This is a genomic window from Delftia acidovorans NBRC 14950 (assembly GCF_001598795.1).
Taxonomy (GTDB): Bacteria; Pseudomonadota; Gammaproteobacteria; order Burkholderiales; family Burkholderiaceae_C; genus Comamonas; species Comamonas acidovorans.
The window spans coordinates 294,712-307,603 of record NZ_BCZP01000003.1 but is presented as its reverse complement, the minus strand read 5'-3'; the positions used below and the strand labels follow the sequence as shown (position 1 = coordinate 307,603).

The 12,892-nt window shown below is 67.0% G+C and carries 13 protein-coding genes; 6 read left to right on the top strand and 7 right to left on the bottom strand.

The features are described 5' to 3' along the window. Positions 1 to 50: 50 nt before the first annotated feature. The gene (locus DA1_RS05800) at positions 51 to 896 is read right to left on the bottom strand and encodes a symmetrical bis(5'-nucleosyl)-tetraphosphatase (protein ID WP_034391159.1); all 846 of its coding nucleotides are present in this window, start codon (positions 894 to 896) and stop codon (positions 51 to 53) included. Positions 897 to 920: 24 nt separating this feature from the next. Here DA1_RS05800 and DA1_RS05795 point away from each other — a divergent pair, with 24 nt between their 5' ends. From DA1_RS05795 to DA1_RS05785, 4 genes are all read left to right on the top strand, one after another. Further along, a complete protein-coding gene (locus tag DA1_RS05795) occupies positions 921 to 2,234 on the top strand; it encodes a hemolysin family protein (RefSeq protein ID WP_012204080.1) in 1,314 nt (437 codons plus the stop codon). Between the two features lie 100 nt (positions 2,235 to 2,334). Continuing rightward, positions 2,335 to 2,625 (top strand): H-NS histone family protein, encoded by a 291-nt coding sequence (locus DA1_RS05790; protein WP_012204081.1) that lies wholly within the window; start codon positions 2,335 to 2,337, stop codon positions 2,623 to 2,625. Between the two features lie 123 nt (positions 2,626 to 2,748). Then, the gene (locus tag DA1_RS30270) at positions 2,749 to 2,928 is read left to right on the top strand and encodes a hypothetical protein (protein WP_143290083.1); all 180 of its coding nucleotides are present in this window, start codon (positions 2,749 to 2,751) and stop codon (positions 2,926 to 2,928) included. A gap of 74 nt (positions 2,929 to 3,002) precedes the next feature. After that, on the top strand, positions 3,003 to 4,211 hold the full coding sequence (locus tag DA1_RS05785; protein WP_013803678.1) for an FAD-dependent monooxygenase: 1,209 nt from the start codon (positions 3,003 to 3,005) through the stop codon (positions 4,209 to 4,211). Between the two features lie 18 nt (positions 4,212 to 4,229). Here the strand turns inward: DA1_RS05785 and DA1_RS05780 are convergent, their stop codons facing one another. Then, positions 4,230 to 5,531 (bottom strand): MFS transporter, encoded by a 1,302-nt coding sequence (locus DA1_RS05780; protein WP_034391162.1) that lies wholly within the window; start codon positions 5,529 to 5,531, stop codon positions 4,230 to 4,232. Positions 5,532 to 5,622: 91 nt separating this feature from the next. After that, positions 5,623 to 6,498: a tryptophan 2,3-dioxygenase gene (gene kynA, locus DA1_RS05775; protein ID WP_034391164.1), complete on the bottom strand. Its 876-nt coding sequence runs from the start codon at positions 6,496 to 6,498 to the stop codon at positions 5,623 to 5,625. Positions 6,499 to 6,661: 163 nt separating this feature from the next. Here kynA and ada point away from each other — a divergent pair, with 163 nt between their 5' ends. Together ada and DA1_RS05765 are read left to right on the top strand one after the other, a co-directional pair. Beyond that, on the top strand, positions 6,662 to 7,570 hold the full coding sequence (gene ada / locus DA1_RS05770) for a bifunctional DNA-binding transcriptional regulator/O6-methylguanine-DNA methyltransferase Ada (RefSeq protein WP_062794107.1): 909 nt from the start codon (positions 6,662 to 6,664) through the stop codon (positions 7,568 to 7,570). After that, the gene (locus tag DA1_RS05765) at positions 7,567 to 8,571 is read left to right on the top strand and encodes a DNA-3-methyladenine glycosylase family protein (protein WP_034391166.1); all 1,005 of its coding nucleotides are present in this window, start codon (positions 7,567 to 7,569) and stop codon (positions 8,569 to 8,571) included. The genes ada and DA1_RS05765 overlap by 4 nt, the downstream gene beginning before the upstream one ends. A 17-nt stretch (positions 8,572 to 8,588) precedes the next feature. On the opposite strand, the gene kynU is transcribed toward DA1_RS05765, so the two are convergent. The 4 genes from kynU to DA1_RS05745 form a co-directional block, all read right to left on the bottom strand. Then, complete coding sequence (gene kynU, locus DA1_RS05760; RefSeq protein ID WP_034391168.1) at positions 8,589 to 9,893, bottom strand: kynureninase; 1,305 nt, start codon at positions 9,891 to 9,893, stop codon at positions 8,589 to 8,591. 67 nt (positions 9,894 to 9,960) lie between these two features. Then, positions 9,961 to 10,590, bottom strand: coding sequence for an arylformamidase (gene kynB, locus DA1_RS05755; protein WP_034391170.1), 630 nt, complete (start codon positions 10,588 to 10,590; stop codon positions 9,961 to 9,963). 4 nt (positions 10,591 to 10,594) lie between these two features. Further along, a complete protein-coding gene (locus tag DA1_RS05750) occupies positions 10,595 to 11,983 on the bottom strand; it encodes an amino acid permease (protein WP_013803671.1) in 1,389 nt (462 codons plus the stop codon). A 111-nt stretch (positions 11,984 to 12,094) separates the two neighbouring features. Continuing rightward, positions 12,095 to 12,880, bottom strand: a complete 786-nt coding sequence (locus tag DA1_RS05745) for a helix-turn-helix domain-containing protein (protein WP_034391173.1) — start codon at positions 12,878 to 12,880, stop codon at positions 12,095 to 12,097. Positions 12,881 to 12,892 lie beyond the last annotated feature (12 nt).

The window sequence follows — 12,892 nt, the reverse complement described above, 5'->3', positions numbered from 1 at the left end:
TGCCTTGCAGGCGTTTTTTCATGGGTGCTCGCCCATCGGAGTCGTTCAGGTCAGCCCGGGGCCTGCGCCTGCGGGCAGTCCACCTGGATCAGTTCCCGGTCTGCGAGGTGATCGCCGAAACGCATCATGCTCAGGCAGCCGCCCCAGACGCAGCCGGTGTCCAGCGCCACCAGGTCGGGCCGGTTGATGTGGCCCAGCGTGGACCAGTGGCCAAACGCAATCGTTGCGCTCGCCGTGGCGCGGCCCGGCACATCGAACCAGGGCATGAGGCCGGGCGCCGCCTGCTCGGCCGACTCGGTGCTGTCGAAATCCATGACACCCTGGGCGCTGCAAAAGCGCAGCCGGGTCAAGGCGTTGACGATGACCCGCAGGCGCTCCCAGCCCTGCAGGTCGGGTGACCAGCGATCGGGCTGGTTGCCGTACATGGCCTGCAAAAAATCGGGCAACTGCTTGCTGCGCAGTACCGAATGCACCTCGCCCGCCAGCGCCATCACGTCCTGGCTGCTCCACTGCGGCAGCACGCCTGCATGGACCATCAGCAGTTCCTCGCCATGCGCCATGCGGTGGCTGCGCGCCAGCGGCTGGTGGCGCAGCCAGTCCAGCAGCTGATCGCGGTCGGGCGCATCCAGCACCCGGGCCAGCGTGTCGCGCCGGCTGCTGCGTCGCACGCCCTGGGCGGCGGCCAGCAGGTGCAGGTCATGGTTGCCCAGCAGGGCGCGCATGGAGTCGCCGGCGGCCATGCAGGTGCGCAGCACCTTGTCCGATTCCGGACCGCGGTTCACAAGGTCACCCAGGATGTACAAGGTATCGCGGCTGGCGGAGAAGTCCACGCGGTGCAGCAGGCGCTCAAAGGCGTCGTGGCATCCCTGGATATCGCCGATACAGTAAAGTGCCATGGTCTTCTTTCTGATATACGAACCATGGATTTTCTGCTGATCGCGTTGCTTACGCTGCTCAATGGGGTGTTTGCAATGTCCGAATTGGCACTGGCCTCCAGCCGCAAGGCTCGGTTGGTGGCACTGGCTGAAACAGGCGACAAGGGTGCGGTGGCAGCACTGGCCTTGCTCGAAAACCCCACGCAATTTCTTTCTTCGGTGCAGGTGGGCATCACCTCCATCGGCCTGCTCAACGGCATTTTGGGCGAGGCGGCCTTCAGTGACGGGCTGGCCGCATGGCTGCTGGGCCTGGGAATTCCGGAACGCGCGGCCAGCATTTCTGCCACGGCGCTCGTCGTGACCGTGATCACCTTCGTCACCATCGTCTTCGGCGAGCTGGTGCCAAAGCGCATAGGCCAGCTTTATCCCGAAACCGTGGCCACGGTGGTTTCCCGGCCCATGACCTGGGTGGCGTCGGCTGCAAAGCCCTTTGTGCGGCTGCTGGCCTTTTCCACGCGCGCCATGCTGACTCTGCTGCGCATCAATGAATCCGCAGCGCGCGCCGTGACCGAAGAGGAAATCGTGGCAAGCCTCGCCGAAGGGCGGGATGCCGGCGTGATCGAGGCCAACGAGCACCAGATGGTGCAAAACGTCTTTCACCTCGATGACCGCTCACTGACGTCGATCATGGTCCCGCGCGGCGACGTGCAATGGCTGGATGCCGACATGACCGTCACCGAGGCATTGCAGGCCTCGGCCGACGACCACTCGAAGGGCGGGCATTCCTGGTACCCGGTGTGCCGCAATTCGCTGGATGACGTGGTCGGCATCATCAGCGTGGCGCGCCTGCTGGCATTGGGCTCGGATGCCGCCGGCACCACGCTGTACGAACATGTGCTGCCGGCTTCTTTCCTGCCCGAGACGCTCAGCGCCATGGAGCTGCTGGAGCAATTGCGTGCCCGATCCGGGCGCATGGTGTTTGTGGTGGATGAATATGGCGTGGTGCAGGGCATCATGACGCCCCGGGATTTGCTCGAGGCGATTACCGGCGAGTTACAGCCTGTGACCGAGGCAGAAGCCTGGGCCATGCAGCGCGAGGATGGCTCCTGGCTATTGGACGGTCTGATGCCCATATCGGAGCTGAAGGCGCGCCTCGATATTCGTGATCTTCCCGATGAACACCGCGGCCGATACAACACCGTGGCGGGCCTTCTCATGGCAGAAAGCGGTCATTTGCCCATTCTGGGGGAACGGGTCAGCTGTGCGGGCTGGATCTTCGAGGTCATCGATCTCGATGGCAAACGCATTGACAAGGTGCTGGCCATATCGGATTTATCCGAGAACTACTCTTCGCAATAGGCAGCAGCGATATTGTGGGTTTTGCTTACATGCGTGTTGCGCCATGGGCTGATTATGTTTTTATAATGAAAGCTCTTAAACTACTTTCAAGGCGCATACCATGAGCTCTTACAAGGAACTGCTGAAGCAGCGACAGGAACTGGAGCAACAGATCCAGGAAGCACGCAAGCGCGAGCTTGCCGACGCCGTGGGACAGGTTCGCAACTTGATTGCCGAATATGGTCTGACTGCCGATGACGTGTTTCCTGCAGCTCGTGGTCGTACCGCTGGCACAACCGGCGCCAAAGTGGCTCCCAAGTACCGCGATCCCGCAACCGGCCAAACCTGGACCGGACGCGGCAAGCCGCCAAAGTGGATTCAGAATCAGGACCGTGAGAAGTTTGTCATCTGATTTTCCCGTCGCGCATGAAAGAGCCCGCCCAGTGCGGGCTTTTTTCATTGTCACGGCCATTTGTCAAAAGATTGTCTCAGTTGAGAATCTCTATCATCCGCGGCGTAAAGTGTGGATCCGTGTATGGACATTTCCAGAGCGGCGATGCAAAGGCCGATTTTTGGCCGCGCCGCACAGGTGATGGTGGGGCGATGTCCTTTATGGCAGTCTGGTGCGTGGCGGGATGCCCGCTTTTGGGATCTTGATGCGCCTCAATGCCTGGGGGATGCGCGCATGTTTCAGAAGATTCCGAGCATTCTTTGATTTTCTTCAGCGGTGTCCGACTTGAATAATCAGGCCCCGGTCGCCATGGGTGGCGGCAGGGGCACAATACGCACATGAACAAGCAGGTGTTGATTGCCGGCGGCGGCATTGGTGGCCTGGCCGCCGCCATCGGTGCGTCGCGGGCGGGTTGGGAAGTGCGTCTTTTCGAGCAGGCGCCCGCGCTCAGTGAAGTGGGCGCTGGAATCCAGATCGGTCCGAATGTCGTGCGGCGGCTTCAGGCCTGGGGCCTGCAAAAACCGCTGCAGCAGGTGGTGGCATTGCCGGGCAGCCTGCGCGTGCGCAGCGCAGTCACCGGGCAGGAATTGGCGCATATGCCCTTGGGCAGCGAGTCCGTGCAACGCTATGGCGCGGCCTACGCCACCATCCACCGGGCCGATCTGCAGCAATTGCTGCGGGAAGCCGCTCAGACTTATCCGGGCATGCACCTGAACCTGGGCCAGCCCATCGAGAGCTTTTCCGAGACCGACGGCGTGGTCACCGTGCGAACCCGGGCCGGCAAGCTGATCGAAGGAGATGCCCTGGTCGCCGCCGATGGCGTGCGCAGCGTTCTGCGCCAGCAGTTGCTGGGCGACGGCCCGCCGCGTGTCACCGGGCACCTGGCCTACCGCGCCCTGGTGCACCAGGCCCAGTTGCCCAAGCGCCTGCGGGCCACCGATGTCACGGCCTGGCTGGGCTCGCGCATGCATGCCATCCAGTACCCCGTGCGCCGGGGCGAGCTGCAGAACCTGGTGATCATCATCCAGGGCCCGGCGCCCGAGGATCTGGCGAACTGGGACCATGCTGGCAATCTCGACGATCTGGTGCGGGTGCTGCAGGGCAGTTGCCCCCAGCTGCTGGACCTGGTCCAGCACGTGCCTGCAGCCGGTGGCGACTGGCGGCTGTGGCCGGTGGGGGATCGCCCGCCCGTGCAATCGGCCGCGCAGATGGCGCGCGGCGTGGTGGCCTTGCTGGGCGATGCGGCCCATCCCATGCGCCCCTATCTGGCCCAGGGCGCCGGCATGGCGATTGAAGATGCAGCGGAGCTGCAGCGCGCCCTGTCCATGCACGACCTGGACGTCAACATGCGCCTGCGCCGCTACGCGCTCAACCGCTGGCAGCGCAATGCGCGCGTGCAGGCACGCTCGCAGCGCAATGGCCGCATCTTCCATGCCACGGGTCCCGTGCGCTGGGGGCGTGACCTGTCGCTGCGCCTGCTGGGCTCCAGGTTGATGGATCTGCCCTGGCTGTACCGTGGCGATGGCTCGGCCGCCAACGCCTTGTAGAGGCACAGACTCCGGCCGCTAGGCGGCCGGGGCCTGGCGCAGCAGCGGCGAGGAGGGCAGGAAACGGAACGCGGTTGACGCGCCCACCAGCGTGGCTGCAATCGAGATCATCACCGCCTTGTAGGGCTCCACGCCCCAGGCTTCGGCCCAGGCCGCCACCCAGCCCGTGAACCATTGCACCAGGGCCACGCCCAGGAACATGGCCATGGTGAACAGCGACAGCGCGCGGCCGGTCATCTCGGGGGGGTAGGAAGCGCGCACGTCGGCGTACTGCAGCACCGAATAGCCCGACAGCAGGCCCATGGCGAAGATCAGCGCCACATTGGTCCAGCCATGGTGCAAAAAGGCCATGAGCATGAACAGGCTGCCCATGAGCAGCGAGTAATTGGTGAGCCAGCGCCGGCGCCGTCCTGGGCCGGGATCCATGCGCCCGAAAATCGCGGGGCTGAACAGCGAGATCATCGATACGACCAGCGCTACATTGCCGCTTTCCACCAGCGAAAAGCCATAGCGATGGATGAGCAGCGGCCCCAGCCACAGGCCGCGCAGCGCCAGAAACGCTGCATAGCAGGCCATAGCCAGCAGGACGATACCCAGCGTGTGCGGCAGCGTGAACAGCTCGGCCATGCGGCGTGCCGCCATGCCCCAGCTTTCCCGTGCGGCGGTCTGTGCTCCACTGCGGGCGGGCTCGTGCACGCGCCACCAGATCAGCAGCCACGACAGGGCCGACATCACGGCCAGCAGCGCAAAGCCCGAGCGCCAGCCGAAATGCTGGACCAGCCAGGCCAGTGGCGTGCCTGTGAACAGCAGCCCCAGTCCACCGACACCCATGCCCACGCCCGACAGAAAGGCAAAGCGGTCCATGGGAAAGTGGCGCGAGATGAACATGGTGCAGGCCAGAAAGGCGGGCGAGCAGCCCACGCCGATCAGCAACTGGCCCACCATCAGCCAGCCGTAATTGGGTGCGGCGGCGGACAGTGCCGATCCCGCAATCGCCAGCGGAAACGACAGCAGCACCGTGCGCCGCAGGCCGTAGAGATCCATGCCGATGCCCATCAGCAGCTGGGCCACGCCGAAGGACAGGCCGAACAGGCCGGCGAAGGCGCCCAGCGACTGGGCCGTGAGCCCGAAATCCTGCTGAAGACCCGTGGCCATGACCGAGGTGGTGGTGCGAAAGGCCTGGCTCAGCGCAAAGGCCGAGAGCAGGGACAGCAGCATGGCCCACAGCAGCTGGCTGCGCGGCGGCGGTGCTGCGGGGGAGGTCTGCGAAGCCTCTGTGTGTGTGTTGTTGTGTGGGGGCTGTTGTGGCGCTGCGGACACGGTATTTCTCCTGGCGCCGCAGCTTACCCGTTTGCGCGCCTGCGCGCTGTCGCCACCGCAGCGGTCTGCCGTCGGTGGCGCCCGCCAGTTCTTACAGCTCGGTGCGCAGCGCCCAGATTTCGGGGAACAGCACCACGTCCAGCATCTTGCGCAGGTAGCTGACACCACCGGTGCCGCCTGTGCCGCGCTTGAAGCCGATGACGCGCTCCACCGTGGTCAGGTGGCGGAAGCGCCACAGGCGGAAGGCGTCCTCGATGTCGGCCAGCTTTTCGCCAAGCTGATACAGGTCCCAGTGCTTGTGGGGATCGCGGTAGACGGTGATCCAGGCCTGCTTGACGCCCTCGCTGGCCTCGTAGGGCTGGGTCCAGTCGCGCTCCAGCCGGTCGGCGGGCACGTCGATGCCCTCGCGCGCCAGCAGCTGCAGGGATACGTCGTAGAGCGAGGGCGAGCGCCATGCCGCCTCCACCTGGGCCAGCAGGTCGGGCCGGTGGGCATGGGGCTGGAGCATGGCGGCGTTCTTGTTGCCCAGGGAGAACTCGATGCAGCGGTACTGGTAGCTTTGGAAGCCGCTGGAGTTGGCCAGGTAGGGACGCATGGCCGTGTACTCGGGCGGGGTCATGGTGGACAGCACGGTCCAGGCGCTGACCAGTTGCTCCATGATGCGGCTCACGCGGGCCAGCATCTTGAAGGCATCGGCACGCGTGCCGCCTGCGATGGCGGCCGTGGCGGCTCGGACCTCATGCAGCATCAGCTTCATCCACAGCTCGCTGGTCTGGTGCTGGATGATGAACAGCATCTCGTCATGCGCGGGCGACAGCGGATGCTGTGCCGTGAGGATCTGGTCCAGGTGCAGGTAGTCGCCATAGCTCATGGACTGGCTGAAGTCCAACTGGGCGCGCTCCTCTTTGACGATGGATTCGGTGCGGCCGGGGCTGTTCATGGGGCAGCCGGAGTGTTCGGTGGTCATGTGGGAGTCTCGCAAGTCTCGACGCGGAAAATGCAGGGCGCAGCGTAACCGAATCCCGCGCTGAAATCCTGCGGGTTGCAAGAAGCGGGATGCGCGGGTGCTCCGGGCTGCGTAGAGTAGGGCATCCGATGACCCAGAAAGACATGCCGTGTCCAACCAAGCCATGAATCAAGCCAGCGATGCCACTGCCAACCCCACGGCCCTGGTGGCCCGATGCTGCCGCTGGCTGGAGACCGAGGAGCCCCCACCCGCCCTGGGCCAGCTGGCCGAACGCTCGGGCCTGAGCCCCTGGCAACTGCACCGATTGTTCAAGCAGGCCACGGGCCTCACGCCCAAGGCCTATGCCAAGGCCCATCGCGCGCATGCCTTGCGCGCGGCGCTGCAGCCGGGCCAGAGCGACTCGGTCACCGATGCGGCCTACTCCAGCGGCTATGCGGCCAGCAGCAGTTTCTACCGCGACGCAGGCGCCATGCTGGGCATGGCGCCCGGCGACTACCGGCGCGGCGGCATGCGCCAGACCATCCGCTTTGCCGTGGCCGAATGCACGCTGGGCAGCATCCTCGTGGCCAGCACCGAGCGCGGCGTGTGCTGCGTGCTGCTGGGCGACGACGCCGAGGCCCTGGTGCAGGACCTGCAGCAGCGCTTTCCGCTGGCCGAGCTGGTGGGCGGCGATGCGGGCTTCGAGCACACCGTGGCCCAGGTCGTGGCCCTGGTCGAGCAGCCGCGCCGCGGCCTGGCGCTGCCGCTGGACGTGCAGGGCACGGTCTTCCAGCAGCGCGTGTGGCAGGCGCTGTGCGCCATTCCGGCCGGCCAGACCCTGAGCTATTCGGAACTGGCCCTGCGCCTGGGCATGCCCACGGGCGCCCGCGCCGTGGCCAGCGCCGTCGCTGCCAACCCGATTGCCGTGGCCGTGCCCTGCCACCGTGTGGTGCGCAACGACGGCAGCATCTCCGGCTACCGTTGGGGCGTGGAGCGCAAGCGTGCCCTGCTGCTGCGCGAGGCGCGCCAGGCGCAGGAGGCCGCTGGCAAGGACGCTGGGCACGCACCGCTGCGCCAGGCAGGAAGCGCATGAGCGGGCAAGGACAAGGACAAGGGCGTGGCACCGGCCAGATCCATCAGGCGCAGCAGCAACTGACGCTGCCGGCCGGCTACCGCATGAACGAGTTCTGGGGCTTTCACCGGCGCGATGCCCAGCGCCTGTCCGAATGCGATCTGCAGGACGGCGACACCATCCGCATGCACAAGGGCCTGATGTGGAAAGGCCTTCCCACGCTGCTGACCCTGGAGCTGACGCAGCATTGCGAAGAGGCGGCCGTGGTGCAGGCCCGATGGCGCCTGCCCGCCGGTGCAGGCGCCATCACCGGCATGGACGATGTGCTGGCCGCCATGCTGCGGCGCATGTTCGGACTGTCCCAGGATGTGGGCGAATTCGAGCGCCGTTTTGGCCGCCATGCGCGGCTGGGGCCGCTGCTGGCGCGCCAGCGTGGCCTGCATGTGCCGGCGGCCTGCACGCCCTGGGAGGCGCTGAGCTGGGCCGTCACCGGGCAGCAGATCAGCGTGGCGGCAGCCGTGTCGCTGCGCCGCCGCCTGATCGCCGCAGCCGGCCAGCCGGTGGCGCTGCACGATGGCCATGCCGACGCGCCGCAGCAGCTGTGGTGCATGCCGGAGGCCGCCCAGCTGGCGCAGCTCGGTGAGGAGGATTTGCGCGCAGCCGGCTTTTCGCGGAGCAAGACGCACACGCTGCGCCTGCTGGCCCAGGCCGTGCAGTCGGGTGAATTGCCGCTGGATGACTGGGCGGCCCTGCCTGAATTGCCGGTGGCCGAGATCCGCGAGCGGCTGCTGGCCCTCAAGGGCATAGGCCCGTGGACCGTGAACTACATGCTGCTGCGCGGCTATGGACACCTGGACGGCCCGCTGCATGGCGATGTGGCCGTGCGCCGGGCCCTGGCCCTGCTGCTGAAGACGGACGCCATGGACGCGGTGCAGACCGAGTTGTGGCTGCGGGACTTCGCGCCCTGGCGCGCCCTGGTCGCGGCCCATCTCTGGGCCTCGCTGTCGTCCACGGCGTTCTGAGCGCCGGGCTTCAGGCTTCAGGTCACCGCATTGACGCGGTTGAACTCCGGCTTGCGCCATTCGCCCGATTCCAGCACCTGTCGCAGGTGCTCCACGGAATGCCAGACATCTTCGAATCCCACGTACAGCGGCGTGAAGCCGAAGCGCAGGATGTCCTTGTGCAGGCCCGTGCCGTCGCCCTTGCGGAAGTCGCCGATCACGCCGCGCGCGATCAGCGCCTGCACGATGGCATAGGCACCGCTGTCCTTGCCGTCCACGCCCAGCCCTTCCTCGCGAGTGAGGCAGACCTGGGAGCCGCGCCGGCCGTGCTCGCGCGGCGTGGCCAGGCCCAGGCCGTGGCCCTGGCAGCGTTCCTCGACCAGGGCGATGAACAGGTCGGTCAGCGCCAGCGACTTGTTGCGCAGCGCGTCCATGCCGCCCAGCGGCTCCACGGCCGTGAACACGTCCAGGCCGCACTGCAGCACGCTCAGGCTGACCATGGGCTGGGTGCCGCACAGGTAGCGCTGTATGCCCTGGGCCGGGTGGTAGTCCGGCACGAACTTGAAAGGCTCGGCATGGCCGAACCAGCCCGACAGCGGTTGCCAGAAGCGGTTGATCAGGCGCGGGTTGGCCCAGACAAAGGCCGGCGCGCCCGGGCCGCCGTTGAGGTACTTGTAGCTGCAGCCAATGGCGAAGTCTGCATTCGCGCCCTTGAGATCGACAGGCACGGCGCCTGCGCTGTGGCACAGGTCCCAGACGCAGAGAATGCCCTTGCCCTGCGCGGCAGCCGTCACGGCAGCCATGTCGTGCATGGCGCCCGTGCGGTAGTTGACATGGGTGAGCATGCAGATGGCCACCTCGTCGGTCAGCGCGCCGGCAATTTCCTCGGGTTCGAGCAGCACCAGCTCCAGGCCGTATTCCTGGCAGACCGACTGGGCGATATAGAGGTCGGTGGGGAAGTTGCTGCGCTCGCTGATCAGGCGCTTGCGCTGCGGCGCGTCCTCGCGCGCAATGCGGGCCGCCGCCGACAGTACCTTGTAGAGGTTGATGGAGGCCGTGTCGGTGAACACCAGCTCACCCGCGCCCACGCCCAGCCAGGGGGCGAACTGGTCGCCCAGGCGCTGGGGCAGGCTGATCCAGCCGGCGTCGTTCCACGAGCGGATCAGGCCCTGGGCCCATTCCTGCTGCACCACCTCGGCCACGCGCGCGGCGGCGGCGCGGGGGCTGGCGCCCAGCGAATTGCCGTCAAGGTAGATCACGCCTTCGGGCAGCGTGAATTGGTCGCGCAGGGCGCGCAGCGGGTCTTGCGCATCGAGGGTGAGGCAGTCTTGCAGGCTCGTCACGGGGTCTCCTTGGGTATCGAAAAGGCGAAAGGCGCGGGCAGGGCCGGCGCCGCAATGCGGGCAGGGATCAGGCCAGGGCGCGCAGCACGGCGCGCACGGGCGAGGCATCGGCCTCGACCAGCTTGAGCGGCAGGGCGATGAGCTCGTAGTCGCCCTCGGCCACCTCGTCCAGCACCAGGTTCTCCAGCACGCGCAGGCCGCGCCGGCGGATCACCTGGTGGCTGTCCAGGCTCTTGCTGCTGGCCGGATCGATGCTGGCGGTGTCAATGCCGATGAGCTTCACGCCCAGGTCGGCCAGCCGCTCCACCGTGGCCGGTGCATAGGCGGCCAGTTCCTGGTCCCAGGTGGTGGGGGCGCGCTCGTAGGTGCGCACCAGCACGCGTGCCGGAAGATGGTCCACGGCGTGGGCGATGTGCTCCCATTCGACCAGCGGTCCCTTGCCGATGGCATGGATCACGCGGCAGGGGCCGAGGAAGGCGTCGAGATCCACGTTGCCGATGGATGCCCCGTCGGCGTCATAGTGCAGCGGTGCATCGGCATGCGCTCCCACATGGGGCGACAGCGTGATGGCGCTGACATTGACCGGGCAGCCCGGCCCGATGGTGGCGCACCATTGCTGGCTGTAGGCCGTGTCGCCGGGAAAGACGGGGCTGGCGGCCTGCACGGCCGGGGAGATGTCCCAGAGTCTGCGGGTCATGGCTTCAGTCCTTCTTGCGCGCTTGTGCGCGGGGCCGGTACCACAGCGCATACACCAGGGCCAGCAGGCCCAGGAAGGGCAGGCCCGTGAGCAGCGTCATGTGGAAGACCTCGGTGAAATAGGTGGTGACGATCACGCCCAGCATCAGCGCGGCGCCGGCCAGCGTGAACAGCGGAAAGCCCCACATGCGGAACTGCAGGCGCTGGCCCGGATGCTCGCGCGACCAGCGCGCGCGGAAGAACAGATGGGTCACGAAGATCATGAACCAGGTGAACATGGCGCCGAACATGGACACGGACATCATCCACAGCAGCGAGCCTTCGGGCTTCCACAGGTTCACGGCCACGGCCACGGCAATGCCCAGGCAGGAGATGGCAATCGCCGCCACGGGCACGCCCCGGCTGTTCAACCGCCCGAACACCGAGGGCGCATAGCCGCCGCGCGACAGGCTGAACATCATGCGCGAGGTCACATACAGCTGGCTGTTCATGGCCGACAGCGCGGCCACCAGCACCACGAAGTTGATGATGCTGGCAGCGCCCGGGATGCCGATGATCTCCATCACCTTCACGAAGGGGCTCTTGTCCGTGCCGGCCTGCTGCCAGGGCACGATGGCCAGCATCAGCGCGATCGTGGCCAGGTAGAAGATCACCAGGCGCGCCATGGTGGTGCGAAAGGCCCGGGTGATGGCGCGCTTGGGGTCCTCGGCCTCGCCGGCCGCCACGGCCACGGCCTCCAGGCTCAGGTAGCTGAAGATGGCGATGATCACGGCCACCCAGGTGCCCCACAGGCCCTTGGGGAAGAAGCCGCCATCGGCCGTGTAGTTGAAAAAGCCGATGCCCTGGGGCTGCGAGCCGAACACCACCCAGGCGCCGATCAGGATGAAGGCCACGATGGCGATGATCTTGACCATGGAAAAGCCGTACTCCACCTGGCCGAAGGCCTTGACGCTGCTGGCGTTGACGGCCACCAGCGCGCCCGAGAACACCAGCACCCAGATCCAGCGCGGCACGTCCGGGAACCAGTAGCCCATGTAGATGCCTATGGCCGTCACCTCCATGCCCACGGCCAGCACCACGGCGGCCCAGTAGGCATAGCGGACCATGAAGCCGGCCAGGGGGCTGATGTAGTGCTCGGCATAGGCGCCGAACGAGCCCGAGGTCGGGTGGGCCACCGTCATCTCGGCCAGGCAGCCCATCAGCAGCAGCGAGATCAGCGCGCCGATGGCATAGCTGACCAGCACGCTGGGCCCGGCGAAGCCGATGGCGAAGGCGCTGCCCATGAACAGGCCGGTGCCGATGGCGCCGCCAATGGCGATCATCACCATCTGGGCGGCGGACAGCTGCTGGCGCAGGCCGGTTTCTCGTTGCTGAATGTCTTGGAAGGCGGCCATGGTGCGCGGCAGGTGGGGACTGAAAGCGGAAGGCGTAAGTATCTGCGCTTTCACCGCCGGCCCCGGGCTGGCCGCTGCAAAACCATGGGAGGGTCCGGCCCAGGTACCGGCCTAGGCGCCGCGTGCGTAGCAGCCCGGCGTCAGCGCATGGTGGGCCTTGAAGGCGCGCTGCAGGTGCGCCTGGTCGGCAAAGCCCATGGCATAGGCGGCCTCGGACAGCGCTGCGCCCGTGGCCAGCAGGCGGCGCGCGCCGTTGATGCGCAGGTTCAGGCGGTAGCTGCCAGGCGTCAAGCCCGTGGCCGCCTTGAAGCGGCGGATGAAGCGCGTGGCGCTCATGCCGCACTCCTGGGCCAGGGACTGCACGGTCAGGCCCGCATCGGGTCCTGCATGAAGGCGCTGCAGTGCGGGGGCCAGGGCCGCCGCATCGCCGGGCAGGGGCAAGGCTGCGGGCTGGGCACAGCGGTCCAGCAGGTGCTCCAGGCCCAGGGCCAGGCGGTCGGCGGCCGCCGTGCCATCGACGGGGCGGCACAGGCCATCCACCAGGCCGGCGATGTCCGCATCCGTGAGCGTGCGCCGGGGAAAGCGCAGCGCGGCCACGCCCAGCCGCGCGTGCAGCCAGTCGGCATCGACAAACAACATGCGGTAGGACCACGGCGCGCCAGGGTCGGGATTGCAGGCATGCCAGGCGCCGGGCTCGATCAGCACCACGCCGCCCGCCTCCACAGGCTGCGGGCCGTGGGCATGGTGGAACACGGTACGGCCCGCGTCCACGATGCCGATCGAATACTCGGCATGCATGTGCAGCCGAAAGCAATGCGGTGAGCGCGCACTGTCGCGCAGCTCGGCCCAGGGGGCGGCCGGATGGCGGTGGAATCGGTGGGGAGAGGTTGAAGTCATGGCGGCCAGCCA